General features: G+C 67.7%; 22 protein-coding genes. 11 read left to right on the top strand and 11 right to left on the bottom strand.

Going from position 1 to position 18,705, the window contains the following annotated elements; translation table 11 throughout:
- The first annotated feature begins 21 nt into the window (after positions 1-21).
- Positions 22-759: a CAF17-like 4Fe-4S cluster assembly/insertion protein YgfZ gene (gene ygfZ, locus OMW55_RS09595; RefSeq protein ID WP_264882717.1), complete on the top strand. Its 738-nt coding sequence runs from the start codon at positions 22-24 to the stop codon at positions 757-759.
- On the opposite strand, the gene OMW55_RS09590 is transcribed toward ygfZ, so the two are convergent.
- The 3 genes from OMW55_RS09590 to OMW55_RS09580 form a co-directional block, all read right to left on the bottom strand.
- Positions 756-1,025 (bottom strand): CBU_0592 family membrane protein, encoded by a 270-nt coding sequence (locus tag OMW55_RS09590; protein ID WP_264882716.1) that lies wholly within the window; start codon positions 1,023-1,025, stop codon positions 756-758. The two genes, ygfZ and OMW55_RS09590, sit on opposite strands and share 4 nt — an antisense overlap.
- Complete coding sequence (acnA, locus tag OMW55_RS09585) at positions 1,022-3,700, bottom strand: aconitate hydratase AcnA (protein ID WP_264882715.1); 2,679 nt, start codon at positions 3,698-3,700, stop codon at positions 1,022-1,024. Before acnA ends, OMW55_RS09590 begins: the two co-directional genes overlap by 4 nt.
- 76 nt (positions 3,701-3,776) lie before the next feature.
- Positions 3,777-4,226 (bottom strand): low affinity iron permease family protein, encoded by a 450-nt coding sequence (locus OMW55_RS09580; RefSeq protein ID WP_264882713.1) that lies wholly within the window; start codon positions 4,224-4,226, stop codon positions 3,777-3,779.
- 134 nt (positions 4,227-4,360) lie between these two features.
- Between OMW55_RS09580 and OMW55_RS09575 the strand changes: the two genes are divergently transcribed.
- Positions 4,361-4,558, top strand: a complete 198-nt coding sequence (locus OMW55_RS09575; protein WP_264882711.1) for a hypothetical protein — start codon at positions 4,361-4,363, stop codon at positions 4,556-4,558.
- A 48-nt stretch (positions 4,559-4,606) separates the two neighbouring features.
- On the opposite strand, the gene OMW55_RS09570 is transcribed toward OMW55_RS09575, so the two are convergent.
- Positions 4,607-5,584, bottom strand: a complete 978-nt coding sequence (locus tag OMW55_RS09570) for a magnesium transporter CorA family protein (protein WP_264882710.1) — start codon at positions 5,582-5,584, stop codon at positions 4,607-4,609.
- A 68-nt stretch (positions 5,585-5,652) separates the two neighbouring features.
- Here OMW55_RS09570 and dmeF point away from each other — a divergent pair, with 68 nt between their 5' ends.
- From dmeF to OMW55_RS09555, 3 genes are read left to right on the top strand one after another with little or no spacing between them, the layout of a single operon-like run.
- Positions 5,653-6,552 (top strand): CDF family Co(II)/Ni(II) efflux transporter DmeF, encoded by a 900-nt coding sequence (gene dmeF / locus OMW55_RS09565; RefSeq protein WP_264882709.1) that lies wholly within the window; start codon positions 5,653-5,655, stop codon positions 6,550-6,552.
- Complete coding sequence (locus OMW55_RS09560) at positions 6,549-7,103, top strand: DUF2585 domain-containing protein (RefSeq protein ID WP_264882707.1); 555 nt, start codon at positions 6,549-6,551, stop codon at positions 7,101-7,103. Before dmeF ends, OMW55_RS09560 begins: the two co-directional genes overlap by 4 nt.
- 25 nt (positions 7,104-7,128) lie before the next feature.
- Entirely contained in the window at positions 7,129-7,641 is a 513-nt protein-coding gene (locus OMW55_RS09555) for an acyloxyacyl hydrolase (protein ID WP_264882705.1), read from the top strand.
- A 9-nt stretch (positions 7,642-7,650) separates the two neighbouring features.
- On the opposite strand, the gene fumC is transcribed toward OMW55_RS09555, so the two are convergent.
- Positions 7,651-9,045 carry a class II fumarate hydratase gene (gene fumC, locus OMW55_RS09550; protein ID WP_264882704.1) on the bottom strand — a complete coding sequence of 465 codons (1,395 nt, stop codon included), beginning with the start codon at positions 9,043-9,045 and terminating at the stop codon, positions 7,651-7,653.
- 105 nt (positions 9,046-9,150) lie between these two features.
- Complete coding sequence (locus OMW55_RS09545; protein ID WP_264882702.1) at positions 9,151-9,636, bottom strand: SspB family protein; 486 nt, start codon at positions 9,634-9,636, stop codon at positions 9,151-9,153.
- A gap of 52 nt (positions 9,637-9,688) precedes the next feature.
- On the opposite strand from OMW55_RS09545, the gene OMW55_RS09540 reads away from it, so the two are divergent.
- From OMW55_RS09540 to OMW55_RS09530, 3 genes are all read left to right on the top strand, one after another.
- Entirely contained in the window at positions 9,689-10,066 is a 378-nt protein-coding gene (locus OMW55_RS09540) for an HIT domain-containing protein (protein ID WP_264882701.1), read from the top strand.
- A gap of 61 nt (positions 10,067-10,127) precedes the next feature.
- Positions 10,128-11,729, top strand: coding sequence for an amino acid permease (locus tag OMW55_RS09535; RefSeq protein ID WP_264882700.1), 1,602 nt, complete (start codon positions 10,128-10,130; stop codon positions 11,727-11,729).
- A gap of 123 nt (positions 11,730-11,852) precedes the next feature.
- Positions 11,853-12,194 carry a hypothetical protein gene (locus OMW55_RS09530; RefSeq protein WP_264882698.1) on the top strand — a complete coding sequence of 114 codons (342 nt, stop codon included), beginning with the start codon at positions 11,853-11,855 and terminating at the stop codon, positions 12,192-12,194.
- 3 nt (positions 12,195-12,197) lie between these two features.
- Here OMW55_RS09530 and OMW55_RS09525 read toward each other — a convergent pair whose 3' ends face one another.
- Complete coding sequence (locus tag OMW55_RS09525) at positions 12,198-13,193, bottom strand: adenosine kinase (protein ID WP_264882696.1); 996 nt, start codon at positions 13,191-13,193, stop codon at positions 12,198-12,200.
- A gap of 83 nt (positions 13,194-13,276) precedes the next feature.
- Between OMW55_RS09525 and OMW55_RS09520 the strand changes: the two genes are divergently transcribed.
- A complete protein-coding gene (locus OMW55_RS09520) occupies positions 13,277-13,636 on the top strand; it encodes a hypothetical protein (protein ID WP_264882694.1) in 360 nt (119 codons plus the stop codon).
- On the opposite strand, the gene queG is transcribed toward OMW55_RS09520, so the two are convergent.
- Positions 13,558-14,670 (bottom strand): tRNA epoxyqueuosine(34) reductase QueG, encoded by a 1,113-nt coding sequence (queG, locus tag OMW55_RS09515; protein WP_264882692.1) that lies wholly within the window; start codon positions 14,668-14,670, stop codon positions 13,558-13,560. The genes OMW55_RS09520 and queG overlap by 79 nt on opposite strands.
- A gap of 46 nt (positions 14,671-14,716) precedes the next feature.
- On the opposite strand from queG, the gene OMW55_RS09510 reads away from it, so the two are divergent.
- Together OMW55_RS09510 and OMW55_RS09505 are read left to right on the top strand one after the other, a co-directional pair.
- Complete coding sequence (locus OMW55_RS09510; protein ID WP_264882690.1) at positions 14,717-15,667, top strand: ABC transporter ATP-binding protein; 951 nt, start codon at positions 14,717-14,719, stop codon at positions 15,665-15,667.
- On the top strand, positions 15,664-16,881 hold the full coding sequence (locus OMW55_RS09505; protein WP_264882687.1) for an ABC transporter permease: 1,218 nt from the start codon (positions 15,664-15,666) through the stop codon (positions 16,879-16,881). Before OMW55_RS09510 ends, OMW55_RS09505 begins: the two co-directional genes overlap by 4 nt.
- Here the strand turns inward: OMW55_RS09505 and OMW55_RS09500 are convergent.
- The 3 genes from OMW55_RS09500 to OMW55_RS09490 form a co-directional block, all read right to left on the bottom strand.
- Positions 16,878-17,087, bottom strand: coding sequence for a hypothetical protein (locus OMW55_RS09500; RefSeq protein WP_264882686.1), 210 nt, complete (start codon positions 17,085-17,087; stop codon positions 16,878-16,880). The genes OMW55_RS09505 and OMW55_RS09500 overlap by 4 nt on opposite strands.
- Positions 17,088-17,181: 94 nt before the next feature.
- Positions 17,182-17,367: a hypothetical protein gene (locus tag OMW55_RS09495; protein ID WP_264882684.1), complete on the bottom strand. Its 186-nt coding sequence runs from the start codon at positions 17,365-17,367 to the stop codon at positions 17,182-17,184.
- Positions 17,367-18,647 (bottom strand): CHASE4 domain-containing protein, encoded by a 1,281-nt coding sequence (locus OMW55_RS09490; protein ID WP_264882683.1) that lies wholly within the window; start codon positions 18,645-18,647, stop codon positions 17,367-17,369. Before OMW55_RS09490 ends, OMW55_RS09495 begins: the two co-directional genes overlap by 1 nt.
- Positions 18,648-18,705 lie beyond the last annotated feature (58 nt).

The raw sequence follows: 18,705 nt of genomic DNA, 5'->3' as shown, positions 1-18,705 counted from the left end.
CCGGCTTCCTAGCTTGGGCCCATGCCCGCGACCACCCTCAGCGACCGCGCCCTGCTCCGCCTGTCCGGCGAGGACGCGCGCGGGTTCCTACAGGGGCTAGTCACCAACGACGTCGCTGGCCCGTTACCGGTGTGGGCGGGCCTGCTGACTCCACAGGGCAAGTGCCTGTTCGACTTCCTGGTGTGGGCTGACCCTTCGACCGGCTCAGGACAGGGCGGCGATGACCTCCTGCTCGACTGCGAGGCGACGGCAGCGGACGACTTGCTGAAGCGGCTCGCGCTCTATCGCCTTCGGCGCGCGATCCAGATTGAGCGGGACGAAAGGCTTGCCGTGCACTGGTCGGCGGAAGTCGCCGAGGGAATCCGTGATCCTCGCCTGCCCGCACTCGGGCACCGGTGGCTGGCACCCGCTGGGGAACCCGCCGCAGGCTGGCGCGAACATCGCCTCCGATTGGGCGTCTGCGAAGGGCGTGCGGAGCTCGGCGACCTGCTTTGGCTCGAATGCAATGCGGCCGAGCTCAATGGCGTGAGCTTCACGAAGGGCTGCTACGTCGGGCAGGAAAATACCGCGCGAATGAACTGGCGCAGCAAGGTCAATCGCCGCCTGGTCGTGATTCCGGCTGGTGAGCCCGGGCCCCGGACCAAGGCCTTCTATCCCGACCTCGGCCTAGCCGTGGAGCATCGCCGGATAGAGGACCTCAGCGAACTTGCCCTGCCCGATTGGCTGCGTTCGGGAGTGGATGCGGCGGCGAACGCCTAGCCCGCTGCCGGAGCCCGGCGCCGAGCGCTGGCGATCTTCACCAGCGCGACGATCCCGATCCCGGCCCAGATCACGTTCAGCGCTGCCGACGGCCAAGCCCTGAAATAGCCCGAGTTGATGACGAAGCCGACCGCGCCGACCACGTTCATGCCCTGGTAGAGCGGACTTTTCGCATTGACCTTGCCCGCCGTCAGCAGCGCATAGCCACCGAGGATCAGCAGGGCGGCGAGCCACCCTGCCACGTCCACCAAAAGCTTCTCGGTCACGCCGCCAGCTTACGCAGCACGTAGGGCAGGATGCCGCCGGCGTGGAAATATTCCAGCTCGTTGTAGGTATCGATCCGGCACCGCGCGGTGATGGTCCGGGTGGACCCGTCATGCTCGGTCACAGTCACTTCGACGTCCTGGCGCGGCTTGATTTCGGCAACGCCGGCGATCGAGAAGGTCTCGGTGCCGTCCAGCCCGAGGCTGGCCGCCGTTTCGCCATCCCTGAACTGCAGCGGGAGCACGCCCATGCCGACCAGGTTGGACCGGTGGATGCGCTCGAAGCTCTCGGCGATCACCGCCCGCACCCCAAGCAGGAAGGTGCCCTTCGCCGCCCAGTCGCGGGAAGAACCGGTGCCATATTCCTTGCCGGCCAGGATCACCAGCGGCGTCCCTTCCGCCTTGTAGCGCATCGCCGCGTCGTAGATCGGCAGCTGCTCGCCTGAGGGGATATGCCGCGTGAAACCGCCTTCGACGCCCGTCAGCATCTTGTTGCGGATGCGGATGTTGGCGAACGTCCCGCGCATCATCACGTCGTGGTTGCCCCGCCGGGCGCCATAGCTGTTGAACTCAGCCCGCGGGACCTGCCGCTCCTGCAGCCACTTGCCGGCGGGGCTGTCGGCCTTGATCGAGCCGGCCGGCGAGATGTGGTCCGTGGTGATGCTGTCGCCGAACACCGCCAGCGTGCTGGCGCCGTCGATATCCTCGATCGGCTTGGGCGTCATGCTCATGCCTTCGAAGTAGGGCGGGTTCGCGATGTAGGTGGACCCGGCCGGCCAGCTGTACGTGTCGCTGCCGGTCACCTCGATCCCACGCCACCGCTCGTCGCCCTTGTAGACGTCGGCGTAGCGCGCGCGGAACAGGTCCGAGTGGACGTGCGCATCAATAAGGGCGCGGATCTCGTCGTTCGTCGGCCAGATGTCCTTGAGATAAACCGGCTGCCCGTTGCGGGCGGTGCCGATCGGCTCGCGGGTGATGTCGCTGCGCACCGTGCCGGCCAAGGCATAGGCGACGACCAGCGGCGGGCTTGCGAGATAATTGGCCCGACAGTCGGGCGACACGCGACCTTCGAAGTTGCGGTTGCCGGACAATACCGACACGGCCACCAGATCCTTGTCGTTGATGGCCTGGCTAATCGGCTCGGCCAAGGGACCTGAATTGCCGATGCAGGTGGTGCAGCCATAGCCGACGAGGTCGAAACCGATGGCGTTGAGGTCCTCGCTGAGGCCCGCCCGGTCGAGGTAGTCGGTGACCACCTGGCTGCCCGGCGCGAGGCTGGTCTTAACCCACGGCTTGCGGTCGAGCCCGAACTCGCGCGCCTTGCGGGCGACCAGGCCGGCCGCGATCAGCACGCTGGGGTTCGAGGTGTTGGTGCAGCTGGTGATGGCCGCGATCACCACGTCGCCGTTGCCGACGTCGAACTGCTCGCCATCGACCGGCACGCGCGGGTCCTGACCCTTCTTGTAGGTGCCCTCCAGCTCGGCATTGAACTGATCGTCGACATCGCTCAGCAGCACCCGGTCCTGCGGCCGCTTGGGACCCGCGAGGCTCGGCTCGACCGATGACAGGTCCAGCTCCAGCGTATCGGTGAACAGCGGGTCGGGCGTGTCGGCGTCGCGCCACATGCCCTGGGCCCTGGCATAGGCCTCGACCAGCTGGATGCGATCCTCGTCGCGGCCGGACAGGCGCATGTACTCGATCGTGCGGTGATCGACCGGAAAGAAGCCGCAGGTCGCGCCATATTCCGGTGCCATGTTGGCGATGGTGGCCCGGTCGGCCAGCGTCATCGCGTCCAGGCCAGGGCCGAAGAACTCGACAAAGCGCCCGACCACGCCCTTGGCACGCAGCATCTGGGTAACCGTCAGCACCAGATCGGTGGCGGTGATGCCTTCCTTGAGGCTGCCCGTCAGGCGGAAGCCGACCACTTCGGGGATCAGCATCGACACCGGCTGGCCGAGCATCGCCGCCTCGGCCTCGATCCCGCCGACGCCCCACCCGAGCACGCCCAGGCCGTTGACCATGGTGGTGTGGCTATCGGTCCCGACCAGCGTGTCGGGATAGGCCACTTCCTCTCCGGTCTGGTCGGCCGAGCTCCACACCGTCTGCGAGATGTATTCGAGGTTCACCTGGTGGCAGATGCCGGTTCCCGGCGGCACCACCTGGAAGTTGTCGAACGCCTGGCTGCCCCACTTCAGGAACTCGTAGCGCTCGCGGTTGCGAGCGTATTCGAGGTCCACATTCTGGTCCAAGGACTTCGGCGTGCCGAACTCGTCCACCATCACCGAGTGATCAATCACCAGGTGCACCGGAACCAGCGGATTGATCTTCTGCGGATCGCCGCCGAGGTTCTTCATCGCGTCGCGCATGGCGGCGAGGTCGACCACCGCCGGAACGCCCGTGAAATCCTGCATCAGCACGCGCGCCGGGCGATACTGGATCTCCCGCGCGATCTTCCGCTCCTTCAGCCAGTCGGCCATCGCCTGCAGGTCGTCGCGAGTGACGGTGGTCCCATCCTCGAAGCGCAGAAGGTTCTCCAGCAGCACCTTCATGGAAAACGGCAGGCGGCTCACGTCGCCTAGCTGCTCCGCCGCCTTGGCCAGGCTGTAATAAGCATAGCGCTTGCCGCCCGCCTCCAGGGTCGTGCGAGTGGACAAGCTATCCTGGCCGGTAGGGATCATGGAGACGCAATCCTGTGTGTCGGGTGAGTTGGCGCGGCCCTTAGCAAGCCTGCCGGACCCCCGCAAACATAGGGGCTCAAGCCCTGGATTTCACCCGGCTGCGCCGCTTGGCGGCGGCTTGTTCCACCGCTGCCTTGGCGGTTTCGCGCTCCTGGGGATCGCCGGCCCGATCGCCCTGTGCGTCGATCGCCTCCTTGGCCTCTTCCTTCAGCTCGGCGATCTGCTCTTCCTCCAGCTCCTCGATCCCGACCATCTCGTCTCGCGCGCGCTTGGTCGCCTTGATCAACTCATCGAGCTTGGCGTGCATCGCGATGTCGCGCCGGTGCGCCTCGCCTTCGCGCTCATACTGCCCGTTCAGCACCATCTGGGTCAGGGTGATGGCGACCACCGACAGGGCAGCAGTGAGCGTGTCGGCGTGCCAGCCGAACGCGAACCACAGGACGCAGAAGACGATCACGCCCACCTGCATGTAAGGGTGGGCAAACAGCTTGGATGTCCAGTCGGAGATCGCGTCCCCAATGGTCACGAGCCGGCTTTTCTTCCCGTTCGCCATTACGCCGCTCAAACGAGCCGTTGCTCAAACCGTTGCACGAGGCGGAACAAAGCCACGCCAAAGGCATTGTTAACGTTGGGAAAGAACTTTCCAGTGGGGACCCGTCGATGATCAGCGCTCAGGATTACCGCCGCCGCATGGCTGCTTTGGTTCGGGCCGAGGCTGTTCGTGGCGGAGACGGAGTGCCGGTGTCCCGTTTTTCGCAGGTATCTCTCGCCCGCCGCTGCGCCGCCGAGCCGGTTGGCGCGGGCGTCGATCCGGTGATCGCCAGCCAGCACAAGGGCGCCTGGCTGCTGCGAGCCTAACCTGGAGAAGCCGGCTGCAAGCTCCGATCGAAGAGACCTGCCACAAGCCTAGATCCATCCCCGCCGCTTAAGATACCATAGCGGCAGCACCGCACTCAGGAACATCAGCGCCAGCGCCATCGGATAACCCCATGGCTCATCCAGTTCCGGCATGTGGTGGAAGTTCATGCCGAAGATGCCGGCAATGAGGGTCGGCGGCAGGAACACCAGCGCTGCCCAGCTGAACAGCTTCATCGCCGCATTCTGCTCCACGCTGATCAGGCCCAGCGACGCGTCCAGCAGGAACGTCATGTTGTCGCTGAGGTAACCCGCATGATCTAGCAGCGCGGCGGCGTCCGTCTGCAGGCTGCCCAGGTGATTGCGTGAGCCCGTGCAGTCGGTCTCGTGCAGCCGGGCCGACCCCATCAGGAAGCTGAGGAACCGGACGGTGCTGAGCGTCGTCTCCCGGATCCGCGCCAATAGCGACTGCGCCCGCCCGATCCGCGTCAGCATGGCCGTCAGCTGCTGGGCGGGGATGCGCCGCTCATCCGCGCTCTTGGCGAAAATGTTGCTGGAAATCGTGTCCATCTCGGCGCCGGCCGCCTCCAGCTCGTCCGCAAGCCGGTCCACGATCGCGTCTACCAGCCCGACCAACACGCTTAGTGCGTCGCGCGCCCGCTCCGGCTCGCGCCGGACATGGGCGGCAAAGGCGCGCACCGGCTTCGGACTGGCGTAACGGATGGTGACCAGCCGATTCCCGGCCAGCACGAAGCCAATCGGCTCGGCGGTCGGCTGGCCTTCCTCTACGCCGCGCAATGTACTCAGCGTCATGTAAAGCGCCCCGTCGCGCTCATACAGGCGGCTCGAGGGCTCAATCTCCGCTAGGTCATCGCGGGTCGGTACCGCCAGACCGAGCAGTTGCTCGACCAGTTTGTCCTCCTCCCGCGTGGGTTCCTCGAGGTCGATCCAGGTGGCGGTGGGCGAGATCGGCCCGTGCCCAGCGTCAAGCAGGCTTCCGTCGCAGCTTGGGCCGTAGGTGCGCAGCATCGGCGGCTGTGTCCGACGCCGGCCGCCGCTTGGCAAGCCCTGCCCAGCCCGCTAGCCCCTCCGCCCACATGGCCCAGGCCCATCATCACGACTTCCTCGGCGCGTCGCACGAGCGCAACGAGCGGCGCACCCGCTGGGTGGTCCTGCTGTCGGCCATCATGATGGTGGCCGAAATCAGTCTCGGCACGGTCACCGGCTCCATGGCGCTGGTGGCGGACGGGTGGCACATGGCAACCCATACGCTGGCGCTCGGAATCGCTGCCTGGGCCTACTGGCTAGCGCGGCGGTGGTCGACCGACCCGCGCTACAGTTTCGGCACCGGCAAGCTCGGCAGCCTCGCCGGCTTTGCCTCGGCGTTGGGGCTGGCGGCGGTGGCACTGGGCATCGCCTGGGAGAGCATCGGTCGCCTGCGCGCACCGCAGGACGTCCAGTTCGGCGAAGCGCTAGTCGTGGCGGTGATCGGCCTCGCGGTGAACCTCGCCAGCGCGGCGCTGCTCGGCCACGGACACGACCAGGGTCACCATGACCATGACCATGACCACGGCCATGATCACCACCATCACGACCACAATTTGCGCTCGGCCTACCTCCACGTCCTGTCCGACGCGCTGACCAGCGTGCTCGCCATCCTCGCGCTGGCGGCTGGCTGGTGGCTCGGGGTGCGCTGGCTCGATCCCGCGGTGGGCCTCGTCGGTGCGCTGGTGATTTTGGTATGGAGCCGCGGCCTGATCCGCGACACGGCCGCCGTGCTGCTCGACCGCGTGCCTGACCAGGCGCTCTGCGACGGCGTCCGCCAGCGGATTGAAGCACCGGGCGACGCGGCCATCCACGACTTCCACATCTGGCAGGTTGGCCCCGGCCGCTACGCCGCGATCGTCGCGGTCGCCGGCCCCGTCACCCCAGGCGAAGTTCGCCGCCGGATCGGCCCCGATCCCCGCTTCGCCCATGTCACCGTCGAGGTCGGGTGAGCAAGACGCACCGGGCGCTTGCCGCCAGCTTCCTGGTCCTGCTCGCCGCTGCGGCCATCCTGTGGCTGATGGGCCGCCCGCCCATCTGCACCTGCCATCGGATCGAGCTGTGGGGCGATGTCGGCCCGCAGCAGAGCCAGATGCTACTGGACTGGTATAGCTTCAGCCACGTCATCCACGGCATCCTGTTCTACGCCGCCGGCGCACTGCTGCTGAAGAAGGTGCCGGTCGAACGCCGCCTCCTGTACGCCACCCTGGTCGAGAGCGCGTGGGAGCTGGTCGAGAACTCGCCCGTGATCATCAACCGCTACCGGGTGGCGACGATCGCGCTGGGCTACCGTGGCGATTCCATCCTTAATTCGGTCAGCGATGTCCTGATGATGGGTCTCGGCTTCTGGCTCGCGAAGCGCCTCCCATTGTGGGCCACCATCATGCTGGTCGTGATCCTGGAGCTGATCCCCCTGGCGATCATCCGCGATAACCTGACGCTCAACGTCTGGATGCTGCTCGCCCCCAACAACGCCATCCGCCATTGGCAGGCGGGTGCCTAATCACGATTGGAGCGTTCCCAGGGTCATGAACCTTGCGCTTGTCCCGCTCGCCTTCCTTGCCGCCACGCCCGCCGACGCCGGGGAGGTATTCGCCGGCGTCCACCGCCAGGCCGTCAACACGCCCTTGTCGCTGAGCAGCAGCGAGGAAAGCGGCGTTGACCTGTCGCTCGGCTATCGCTTTGGCGGGGTCGGCCGCACGCGGCTGCAGCCGTACGTCTTCGGCGCGCTCAACACCAAGGGCGACACCAGCTACGCCGCGGCTGGCCTCAGCTACCGGTTTGGCGACCGGCTCTACGTCCGGCCCGGCGTTGGCGTCGCCATCCACAACGGCTCGGCCCGCAACTATGAAGTGCCCGGCAACGGCAAGATCGAGTTCGGCAGCCGGGTCCTGTTCGAGCCCGAGCTCGCAATTGGCCTGCAGGCTACCGACCGCCTCGGCGTCGAGGCGAGCTGGGTGCACCTCAGCCACGCCCAGCTGTTCGGCAAGCAGAACCCCGGCATCGATAACATCGGCGTCCGGCTGAACTGGCGCCTGTGACGTTGGGGCTTACCGCCCCAGCATCAGCTCCGGCTTGACCACCCGGTCGAAGGTCGCCTCGTCCACCAGGCCCAACTCGACTCCCGCTTCCTTCAGCGTCAGGCCCTTCTTGTGCGCGTGCTTGGCGATGGTCGCGGCATTGTCGTAGCCGATCTCGGGCGCCAGCGCCGTCACCAGCATCAGGCTGCGCGCAACGAGGTCGCGGATGTGCTCCTCGTTCGCCTGCATGCCGTCGACGCAGCGTTCGGCGAAGCTGACCATCCCGACGGACAGTAGCGAGATCGAGCGCAGCACGTTGGCGCCGATCAGCGGCATGAAGACGTTCAGCTCGAAGTGACCCTGGAGGCCACCAACCGTCACCGCCTGGCCGTTCCCGATCACCTGCGCGGCGACCATCGTCAGCGATTCCACCTGCGTCGGGTTGACCTTGCCCGGCATGATGGAGCTGCCCGGCTCATTCTCGGGCAGGCTTAGCTCGCCGAGACCAGAGCGGGGACCGGAACCAAGAAAGCGAATGTCGTTGCCGATCTTGGTCAACGCCACCGCCAGCGTCGCCAGCGCACCATGGAAGAAGACCAGGGCGTCGCGCGCGCCCATCTCGGCGAACTTGTTAGGGGCGGGCTCAAACCGCGTGCCCGCGATGTCGCTGATTGCCGCGACCATGTCGTCGGCCCAGCCCTCCGGCGCGTTGAGACCGGTACCAACGGCCGTGCCTCCGATCGCCAGCTTGCGGAGGTTGCCGTTCATCGCGCCCTCGATCCGCGCTCGGCAGGAATGCAGCTGCGCCGCGTAACCGCTGAACTCCTGACCCAGCGTCAGCGGGGTCGCGTCCTGCGTATGGGTGCGGCCGATCTTGACGATGCCGTCCCACGCCCGCGCCTTCTCCTCCAGCGCCCCGGTCAGTCGATCGAGCGCCGGCAGCAACTGCTGCTCGGTCGCGAGCACCGCGGACACGTGCAGCGCGGTCGGGAAGCTGTCGTTGGAGCTCTGCGACTTGTTAACGTGGTCGTTGGGATGGACCGGGCTCTTGCCCCCGCGGGTGCCGGCCAGCGCCTCGTTGGCAAGGCCGGCGATCACCTCGTTGACGTTCATGTTGGTCTGGGTGCCGCTACCGGTCTGGAAGATCGACAGCGGAAACTGGTCGTCATGCTCGCCCCGGACGATCGCCGCGGCCGCGGCTTCCATGGCGTCGGCCAGCCTGGGGTCGAGCCCATGGCGCCGGTTCACCCGCGCCGCGGCCTGCTTGACGATCGCCTGCGCCCGTACCAGCCCGATCGGCATCCGCTCCCGCTCCCCGAACGGGAAGTTGCCGAGGCTCCGCTCCGTCTGCGCGCCCCAGTAGCAATCCGCGGGCACCTCGATCGGGCCGAAGCTGTCGGTTTCGGTACGGGTCTGGCTGGCCATGATCATCCTTTCGTCACCCCGGTGTTTAGCCGAGGTCCGCTTTGTTCGTTGGAGGCGCGTCAAAAGGAAGGCAGACCGTGGGTCAAGCCCGAGGCAGCAAAGAAGTCACTTCTTGCGCGTGAAATCCACGCTGACGACGTTGGATCCGTCGTCCGCCGTCTTGACCACCGGCGCGTCATTCTCCGGCTGGTCATGCTCCTCGTGCGGCGCGCCGTCGGCCCCGTTCGCCTGGAACTTCAGGCTGAAGTCCACCGCCGGATCCACGAAGTCGGTCACCGCCGCGAACGGCACGCGCAGGGTCGCCGGCACACCACCGAAGCTTAGGCCCACCGTGAAATGGTCCGCCGCCACCTTGAGGTCCCAGTATCGGTGCTGGATGACAATGGTCATCTCGTCCGGAAACCGCTGGGACAGGTGCTTGGGGATCTCGACCCCTGTCATGCGAGTCTTGAACGTGATGTAGAAGTGGTGCCCGCCGGGCAGCGATCCGCCTGCCTCCACCGCGCTCAACACGCGGCCGACCACGTCGCGCAGCGCTTCCTGCACGATCTCGTCGTAGGGAATCAGGCTCTCGGGCGTCTCGTCGGCCATGGCCGTCCGTGGTAGCGGGGCGGCAATCAGGGTCAACCGGGGAAATAGGCTAATGCCGATCGACCACACGCAGCCGTACGACGAAACGAACGTGTTCGCGAAGATCTTGCGCGGCGAGCTACCCGCCAGGAAAGTCTACGAAAACCAGCATGCCGTCGTGATCCACGACGTCAATCCGCTCGCCCCCGTGCACCTGCTGGCCCTGCCCAAAGGGCCGTACGTCAGCTGGGATGATTTCTCCGCTCGCGCTTCCGACGCGGAGATGGCCGCCCTGACCCGAGCGGTCGGTGAAGCGGCGCGATTGGTCGAGGCGTCCACCCAGGGTTACCGGGTGCTCAGCAACGTGGGCAAGCGGGCCGGCCAGGAAGTGCCGCATCTCCACGTTCACATTTTCGGCGGGCAGCCGCTCGGCCCGATGCTCTCGCGCTAGGAGCTTGCTCCTCCGGCGTTTGCCGCTACGCTCCGCCGCCACAGGAGTTTAGGGGAGTTTCATGGCAACTGTAGCACCACAGGAGGGGATCTTCGGACGGGTCAAGCCGCTCGATGCAATCCTCGCCACGGCCGAGAAGAAGGGCCTGCACCGCTCGCTCGGCGCATTCCAGCTGACCATGCTGGGCATCGGGGCCGTGATCGGTACCGGTATCTTCGTGCTCACCTCCGAAGCCGCGCAAAAGGCCGGCCCAGCGATGATGATCAGCTTTGTCATCGCGGGCTTCGTCTGCGCGGTGGCCGCGCTCTGCTACTCGGAGCTCGCCTCTATGGTGCCGGTGTCCGGCTCGGCCTACACCTATACTTATGCGGTGATGGGCGAGCTCCTCGCCTGGATGGTCGGCTGGGCGCTGATCCTTGAATATGCGGTGGGCGCGTCCGCGGTGGCGGTGGGCTGGTCCGGCTACTTTGTGGGCCTGCTGCGCAGCTGGGGCATCGACTTTCCCCTGGCGCTCGCCTCCGGACCGGACGGCGGCGGCATCATCAACCTGCCGGCCGTGGTGATCGCGCTGCTGGTCACCGGCCTCCTCATCCTCGGCACCAAGGAAAGCGCCCGCTTCACCTCGGCGCTGGTGCTGGTGAAGGTGTTCGCGCTCGGCGTGTTCGTGGTTCTGACCTTGCCGGTGCTGAACGGCGCCCACTTCACGCCGTTCATTCCCAACGGCTGGGGCACCTACGGCGTGGTTGGCGCGGCGGCCTCGATCTTTTTCGCCTATGTCGGCTTCGACGCGGTTTCCACTGCCGCGGAGGAAACCGTCAATCCGCAGCGTAACGTGCCGATCGGCCTGATCGGCTCCCTGCTGTTCTGCACCCTGTTCTACCTGCTGGTGGCCGCGGGCGCGATCGGCGCGATCGGGGCCGACCCCGTGCGCAGCGCGGCCGGCGCGGTGCTGGCGCCGGGCTCCGCCGAACTGACCGCCCAGTGCAACGCGATCACTTCAGGCGGGGCACTCGAGCCGCTGGTATGCTCCAAGGAAGCGCTGGCGCACGTCCTGCGCTCGATCGGCTATGAGCGGCTTGGCGACCTGATGGGCGTCGCGGCGTTCATCGCCCTGCCGTCCGTCGTGCTGATGATGATGTTCGGCCAGACCCGCATCTTCTTCGTCATGGCGCGTGACGGCCTGCTGCCGGAGCGGCTCGCCGCGGTCCACCCGAAGTTCAAGACGCCGCACGTGGTTACTGCCTTCACTGGCATCGTGGTCACGCTCGCGGCTGCCTTCCTGCCAGTCGGCAAGCTGGCGGACTATTCGAACTCGGGTACCCTGTTCGCCTTCGCCATGGTGGCGCTCGCGGTGCTGGTGCTGCGCCGCAAGGACCCGAACCGGCGCCGCCCGTTCCGCACTCCGGCCGTGTTCGTGATCGCGCCGCTGGCCATTGCGGGCTGCGTCGGGCTGTACCTCAACCTGCCGCCGATCGCCCAGCTGGTGCTGATCGTGTGGGGCGCCATCGGCCTGCTGGTCTACTTCGGCTACTCGCGCAGCCGCAGCCACGTCGGCCGCGGGATCTTCGACGTGCCGGAGCTCGATCCGGACGCCCCGCCCAACGTTGGCGTGGCGTCGCTGCCGGGCGCTCCGGCGCCGGGCACTCCGGGCGAGCGCCCCTGACCGGGTCAGGACTGAACATCTGAACTTGGGAAGGGCGGTGCCGGCGACGGTGCCGCCCTTCTTGCATTGGGCCGGGCCGAAAGGCATCCTTGCGGCGCCGGGGACAGACAGGAGCGACGAACCATGTCCTCACCACTGCTGACCCCCGCCCTGCTGGCCGCGCTGGCCATCTCGACGGCCGCGCAAGCGCAACCGTTTTCCGGCACCCCAGGAGGAGTTCGGGTGCAGGTCGGCTCCGGTTTCACCACGAGTCCAGGCGACCATCGCGGCCCCCGCCGCGACGGGGTGCTGCTCTACAGCTACGGCGCCCCGGAGGGCTGGGCCTACTTCAACAACCGCAGCTTTGCGCCCGACAGCTACAACGATTGGTGGCACGACCGCCCGGACCGCAGCTTCCCGCGCTGGATGAGCCACAACGAGGGTTGCCAGCGGGTATGGTGGTCGGGCGGCGGCTGGCGCTGCTGACGCTCAGGCCAGCAGGTCGCCCGCCAGTGCCTTGAGGTCCGCCTCGGGCCGTGCGCCATAATGCTGGATCACCTCGGCCGCGGCGATGGCGCCGAGCTTCAGGCACTGCTCCAGCCCGAGGTCGCGCGCCTGGCCCGCGAGGAAACCGGCCGCGAACAGGTCACCAGCGCCGGTGGTGTCGACGAGGCTCCCGATCGGTTCGGCCGCGACCCGCGCGCGCTCTTCGCCGCGCACCGCGACGGCGCCCTGGTCGCCATGCGTCACCACTAGCAGAGGCACGCTCGGCGCCAACTTGGAGATACCTGCCTCGAACTCAGCTTCGCCGGTCACCGCGGCCAGCTCGGCGGCGTTGGCGAACAGGATGTCGATCTTGCCCTTGGCCGCTAGCCGCAGGAAGTCCGGCCCGTGCCGGTCGACCACGAACGTGTCCGACAGGGTGAACGCCACCCGCCGCCCGGCCGCCTTGGCGTCGGCGATCGCAGCCTCCATCGCTGCCCGCGGCGCTTCTGGATCCCACAGGTATCCCTCGAGGTAGAGGATACCCGCATCCGCCACCGCCGAATGATCGATCACGCTTGCGTCCAGCAGCTGCGCCGCGCCCAGGAACGTGTTCATGGTCCGCTGAGCGTCGGGCGTCACCAGGATCAGCGAGCGCGCAGTCGCTCCGATACCGCTCCGTGGCGGCACCAGGAACTCGACGCCCAGGCTCTGCACGTCGTGGCGGTAGATGGACCCCAGCTGATCGTCCGCCACCTGCCCCATGAAACCCACCTTGCAGCCCAGCGCCGCCAGCCCGGCCGCGGTGTTGCCGGCCGACCCGCCCGACAGTTCGCGGCCCGGTCCCATCACCCCGTACAACCGCTCGGCCTCGCCCTCGTCGATCAGCCGCATGGAGCCCTTGGTCAGCCCTTGGCTAGCCAGGAACTCGTCGGAGGCATCGGCGATCACGTCGACAATGGCGTTACCGACACAAAGCACGTCGAAGCGGGGCTGGGTCATGGCTGGTCCTGGCTGTGAAGAAAGGCGGGCGGGTAGCGAGGGACCGCTTGCCAGTCCAGCCGCGTGCCCGCAAACAGCCCTCTATGCGCCTCCTGCTGCCCACTGCCGCCGCCCTGACCCTCGCGGCTTGCGGCGTCACCCCGCCACAGCCCGCGACGCCCGTGCCCGTCTCCCGACCGCAGCCGGAACCCGTGCAGCGCGGCGACCTCATCGGCTTCACCGTGGACGAACTGGGCGCCCGCTTCGGCGCACCCGCGTTCCAGGTTCGCGAAGGTCCCGGCTTGAAGCTGCAGTGGTCGAGCCCCTCCTGCGTCCTCGACACTTTCCTCTACCCGGCACCGGGCACCAACGTCATGCGGGTGACCTACGTCGACTCCCGTCGCCCGACCGGCGACCCCGCCGACCGTACCGGCTGCATCGCCGCGATCGACGCTGCTGGCTGAAGGCGGGCGGCCGCCCACGCGGCAGACTCCGCTACCACCGCGTCCTCGTCACGAAGCAGCGCCTCGACCCGCGGCAGCAGTGCGGGCTCTCCACTGTTTCCCGCCGCAATCAGGCAATTGCGGAGGAACCGCTTCACGCCGATCCGCTTGATCGGCGATCCGGCGAACAGCTCGCGAAAAGCCACATCATCCAGCGTCAGCAGGTCGCCCAGCTTTGGCGCCGCGAGCTCGGCGCGTGGCAGGAATGCCTTGTTGGCTTGCGCCTGGGCCGCGAAGCGGTTCCAGGGGCACGCCGCCAAACAATCGTCGCAGCCATAGATGCGATTGCCCATCAGCTCCCGGAACTCGAGCGGGATCGGCCCCGAGTGCTCGATGGTCAGGTAGCTGATGCACCGACGCGCATCGATCCGCCCCGGCCCATCGAATGCCGCGGTCGGACACGCATCAAGGCACCGCGTGCAGCTGCCGCAATGGACCGGGGAGGGCGGGTCCGGGGCGAGCTCCAGCGAGGTGAAGATCACTCCCAGGAACACCCAGTTGCCAGCCTCTCGGCTGAGAAGGTTGGTATGCTTGCCCTGCCAGCCGATTCCGGCCGCGGCGCTTAGCGGCTTCTCCATCACCGGCGCCGTGTCGACGAACACCTTGAGCTCGCTTGGCACTGCGTCGACGATGAACCGCGCCAGGCCCTTGAGCGCCTTCTTCACCGTCTTGTGATAGTCGCCACCCTGCGCATAAACGCTGATCTGCGCGACGTCCGGCTCGGCCGCCAGCGCCCGCGGGTCCTCCGCCGGCGCATAGCTCATCGCGAGTGCGATCACGCTCTTCGCCTCGGGCCACAGCGCCTGCGGATGAGCGCGCTGGTCTACCCGTTCCTCCATCCAGCCCATGGTCCCGTGGCGCCCGGCCGCCACCCATTCCTTCAGCGCCGCACCCGCTTCCGGCACCGCGTCCGCGCGAGCAAACCCGCATGCGACAAACCCCAGCCGCTCGGCCTCCGCTCGTATCGCTTCCTTAAGGCTTGCCGGGTCAAACACTTGCCCCCACTACTCCCCCAGGCCCTCCTCTGGCGAGACAGGAACAGTGCTTCAGCAAGTTCAGGGTAGCGATGCGGCGGTCTTCGCCGAAGACCTCGTCAAGGAATTCGGCGACAAGCGCGCCGTCGATGGCGTGTCGCTGCAGGTCCCCGCCGGCTGCATCTACGGCATTCTCGGCCCCAATGGCGCTGGCAAGACCACCACCATCCGCATGCTGCTGGGCATCATCGATCCCTCGTCCGGCCGGCGCACCCTGCTCGGCCGCTCGGCGCCGCTCGATGCCGCGCGCGAGGTCGGCTACCTGCCCGAGGAACGCGGCCTTTACCCGGCGATGACTGCACGCGAGGCGATCGCTTTCATGGGTGCGCTGCGCGGACTGCCGCTGAAGGAGGGCCGCCGCCGGGCTGAGCAGATGCTGACCGACCGCGGCCTCTCCGATTGGATCAAGCGCCCGATCCGCACCCTGTCCAAGGGAATGGCGCAGACGGTGCAGCTGCTCGGCACCCTGGTCCACGACCCCAGGCTGATCGTCCTCGACGAGCCTTTTTCCGGTCTCGACGCGATCAACCAGGAGAAACTGGAGGCGCAAATCCGGGAGCGGGCGGAGGCGGGCGCGACCATCATCTTCTCCACGCACGTGATCGCCCATGCCGAACGGCTGTGCGAGCGGATCGCCATCATTGCCGGCGGCAAGGTCGCCTTCGAGGGCGCGGTGGATGAGGCCCGTGGGCGGCTTCGCCCGATCGTGCAGCTGACCACCCGCGCCGACTCCGGTCCGTGGCAGTCGGCCCTCCCGGCGAGCGCCCGGCGGCTGGGGAAGCGCTGGACATTCGAGCTGCCCGAAGGCGGGCCGGAGCCCCTGCTGAAAGCGCTGATTGACGGCGGCGCGGGCATCGAGACCCTGTCGATCGAACGGCCGGGCCTGCACGATGCGTTCGTCGCGATCGCCGGCGAGGCCGCGGCCCGCGATATGACCCTCGGCGGAGCACCCGAATGACCCTGCCCCGAACGCTCGAAGCTGCCCTAGTCATTGGCCGCCGCGACTTCACGGCGACCGTTGCTTCACGCACCTTTCTGTTCTTCCTCCTGGGCCCGCTGTTCCCCATCCTGTTCGGCGGCCTGTTCGGCAGCATCGGAGCCAATGTCGCCGCCACGGTCGAGCAGCCGACGATCATGGTGGTCGCCTCGGCTGCCGACTACCAGCGGCTGAAGGAAGCGCGCGATCGGCTCGCCGAAAGCTTTCCCAAGGAAAGTACCGTCAAGCTGGTCTCCGATCGTGCTCCAGCTACCAGGTGGACCGGCCCCGGTGTGCCGCCGCCACCTCCGCCCCCGCCGCCGGTCGACGGTGTCCTGACCGGCGGGCTTGCCCAGCCGCACCTGGTTGGCTCGCTGAGCGACGACGGAACGGTGGCACATCAGTTGCGCCTGATTATCGCGGACGCCCGCGCGGGTCCCACTCAGCGTGCGCAGCCGCTAACGATCAAGACAATCAGCAAGTCGTCGGGCAACATCGCCTCCGCCCGCGCGCTCACCGCCCATGCCGGGCAGGCCCTGTTATTCCTGCTTACGCTGCTGCTCGCCGGCATGCTCTTGAGCCAGCTAATCGAGGAGAAGTCGAACAAGGCGATTGAGGTCCTCGCCGCCGCTGCACCGGTCGACGCCATTTTCATCGGCAAGCTGTTCGCCATGCTGTGCGTCAGCCTGCTCGGCATCCTGGTGTGGGGCAGCTGCGCAGTCGGCGCGCTGCTGCTCATCAGCAACGGCAGCCTCGCTGGCCTGCCCGCCCCGGCGCTCGGCTGGCCCGGCTTCCTGCTGATGGCGCTGGCCTACTTCTGCTTCGGCTACCTGCTGATCGGCGGCGTGTTCCTCGGCATCGGCGCCCAGGCCTCGACCGTGCGCGAAGTGCAAACCCTGTCCATGCCGATCACCATGTCGCAGCTGCTGGTGTTCGCGCTTTCCTCCACGGCCGCCGCCAACCCGAACAGCCCGGCCGGCCTTGCCGCGGCCATCTTCCCGCTGTCCTCGCCGTACGCCATGCTGGCCCGTGCGGCGGAGGACGGACGGTGGTGGCCGCACCTGCTCGCCATCGCTTGGCAGGTGCTGTGGCTGACCCTGATCCTGCGGGTCGCCGCGGGCGTGTTCCGCCGCTCGGTGCTCAAGAGCGGCCCGCGCCGCCGCTGGTTCGGTCTCGGTCGGCCGCGCACCGCCTAGCAGCCGCGGGAGACGCTCAGCACCAGGCCGTTGCGGCCCAACTGCCCGGCCCGGGCCCGGGCGCTTCCTACCCTGCTGAGGTTCAGCGCAGCGCCGCCCAGATCGTAGTCGACGCGGGTCGACCAGTCGCGCTTGCCGCCGCCGAACGCGCCGGGCTCGATCCCTGCCGGCCCGCACAGGGCGACCCGACTTCGGCCAACCGGCACCCGTCGATCGACCGGCCGCCCACTTTCGGCACCCGCCCAGCCCCGCCTGCAGTTCGAGGTCGCAGCTTCCGTTCACTACCCGAGACCTTCACGGCTACCCGTAGCTGCCGCGCGGACCTCGGGCCGAGAAGCTGCCCTGCACGGCCGCGCCTGCGTCCGAGGGAGGATCGCCGCGGTCGCGGCAGTCGCTGACCATCGCCAGCTCAATCTCCAGACCCGGCGTTGCGCCCGCCAGTGCCGGGAGCAGCACCAACGGCAAGGCAAGAAATGTGAGCTTCATCAGGCCGCCTGCAGCCGCGCCAGGAAGCGCCGGCTCTCCTCTTCCAGGTAGCGCGCCTGCTCCTGCAGATCTCCGGCGGACAGCAACAGCTGATTGCCGCTGGCTTCGCCGCACGGCACCCGCGCCACGTCGCTCAGCGCCTCGGCCGCCTCGTTCAGCGTGTCGTAGACCAGGCCAAGCACCCGCTGGTAGGTCTGCGCCAGCTCAACCAACTCGCCCCGGCGCTGCTCCAGCGTCTTCTCCAGCAGCTTGTCGTGCTTGTGCTCGACCGCCTTCACCGTGCGCTGCAACGTGGAGCGGAATTCGGCGCTGTCCTCTACGATCTTGCGTCGGGCCGAGGCGAGGTCCTCGAGCGCGGCCTCGGCTGTCGCCCGCTCCCGCTCCGCCCGGTCGCGCTCGGCGGTGATGTCGACCAGCGCCTTGCGCCCATGGCGCAGCACCGTCCCGGCCACCCCGGTCATCAGAACCAACATCAGCAACAGCCACGGCAGCAGCTTGCCCCGCAGTTCAGTGCCCGGCTCGTCCGCTTCCCACCCCAGCACGCCCAGCCGCCGCCCGGACGCGTCGGTCACGTCCATCTGCGCCCGCTCGACCTCCTGCTCGTCGTGGTGCAAGGCCTCGATACCGAACTCCTCGCCCACTTCGGCCAGGGTCGGTGCGTCCAATACCCTGGCCACGACCAGATACCGGTCGGCGACGGGCCGCCGCAGCACATCGTCGCTGGGAACGATCGCGGCCGCGCCGAACAGAGTCGGCCGCCCGTCCGCCTTGGTCAGCCCGCTGACCCGCCGGTCGCTGCCGGCAACGCCCGCGCGCAGCTGGCGGAGAGCCAGCGTGAACGGCCGTCCCAGCACTGCCTCCGCCGGCACGGTGACCTGCGAGTTGCCTCGGCTACCGATCAGCGTCTGCCCCTGCCCGTCGACCACAAAGGCGTAATCGTAGTGCTGTACCTTGCTGAGGTACGGCGCGATATTCTCGATTGCCCACTCTCGGTCGAAGTCGAGGGCCAGCCGCTTGTAGGCCTCGTTCCAGACGGCATAGTCGCCAAGATTACGGCGCAGGCTCGCCTGGCGGGAATTCAGCGCGGACTGGATCAGCTCACATTCGGCCGCCAGCTGCATCTCATCCTGCTGCGCTGTGAACCAGTACAGGCTGCTGCCAAGGATGATCGCCAGCGTTCCGACCAGCGCCACGAGCGGCAGCAGGAAGTGCTTGCGGAAACTGACATGCGCCCGCGGCGGCGGTGCCGCCGCCGCGCTCTGGTCCGGGATCGCCAACATGGGCGCAACACTGCCGGTCGACGGCAAATGCCACGTGACCGACCGGTCCGTTATGGAC

This window comes from Sphingomonas arvum (assembly GCF_026013565.1).
In the GTDB taxonomy this organism is placed as follows: Bacteria; Pseudomonadota; Alphaproteobacteria; order Sphingomonadales; family Sphingomonadaceae; genus Sphingomicrobium; species Sphingomicrobium arvum.
Note: the sequence above shows the minus strand (reverse complement) of the source record. Positions and strands in the feature narration are given on the sequence as shown.

What these genes read in the sequence shown, in the direction of transcription:
- OMW55_RS09545 (WP_264882702.1), bottom strand. Translation starts at nt 9,636, where the DNA reads ATGGCCGACGAGACGCCCGAGAGCCTGATTCCCTACGACGAGATCGTG.
- acnA (WP_264882715.1), bottom strand. Translation starts at nt 3,700, where the DNA reads ATGATCCCTACCGGCCAGGATAGCTTGTCCACTCGCACGACCCTGGAG.
- dmeF (WP_264882709.1), top strand. Translation starts at nt 5,653, where the DNA reads ATGGCCCAGGCCCATCATCACGACTTCCTCGGCGCGTCGCACGAGCGC.
- OMW55_RS09575 (WP_264882711.1), top strand. Translation starts at nt 4,361, where the DNA reads ATGATCAGCGCTCAGGATTACCGCCGCCGCATGGCTGCTTTGGTTCGG.
- OMW55_RS09570 (WP_264882710.1), bottom strand. Translation starts at nt 5,584, where the DNA reads ATGCTGCGCACCTACGGCCCAAGCTGCGACGGAAGCCTGCTTGACGCT.
- ygfZ (WP_264882717.1), top strand. Translation starts at nt 22, where the DNA reads ATGCCCGCGACCACCCTCAGCGACCGCGCCCTGCTCCGCCTGTCCGGC.
- OMW55_RS09555 (WP_264882705.1), top strand. Translation starts at nt 7,129, where the DNA reads ATGAACCTTGCGCTTGTCCCGCTCGCCTTCCTTGCCGCCACGCCCGCC.
- OMW55_RS09530 (WP_264882698.1), top strand. Translation starts at nt 11,853, where the DNA reads ATGTCCTCACCACTGCTGACCCCCGCCCTGCTGGCCGCGCTGGCCATC.
- OMW55_RS09525 (WP_264882696.1), bottom strand. Translation starts at nt 13,193, where the DNA reads ATGACCCAGCCCCGCTTCGACGTGCTTTGTGTCGGTAACGCCATTGTC.
- OMW55_RS09535 (WP_264882700.1), top strand. Translation starts at nt 10,128, where the DNA reads ATGGCAACTGTAGCACCACAGGAGGGGATCTTCGGACGGGTCAAGCCG.
- fumC (WP_264882704.1), bottom strand. Translation starts at nt 9,045, where the DNA reads ATGGCCAGCCAGACCCGTACCGAAACCGACAGCTTCGGCCCGATCGAG.
- OMW55_RS09505 (WP_264882687.1), top strand. Translation starts at nt 15,664, where the DNA reads ATGACCCTGCCCCGAACGCTCGAAGCTGCCCTAGTCATTGGCCGCCGC.
- OMW55_RS09495 (WP_264882684.1), bottom strand. Translation starts at nt 17,367, where the DNA reads ATGAAGCTCACATTTCTTGCCTTGCCGTTGGTGCTGCTCCCGGCACTG.
- OMW55_RS09540 (WP_264882701.1), top strand. Translation starts at nt 9,689, where the DNA reads ATGCCGATCGACCACACGCAGCCGTACGACGAAACGAACGTGTTCGCG.
- OMW55_RS09520 (WP_264882694.1), top strand. Translation starts at nt 13,277, where the DNA reads ATGCGCCTCCTGCTGCCCACTGCCGCCGCCCTGACCCTCGCGGCTTGC.
- OMW55_RS09490 (WP_264882683.1), bottom strand. Translation starts at nt 18,647, where the DNA reads ATGTTGGCGATCCCGGACCAGAGCGCGGCGGCGGCACCGCCGCCGCGG.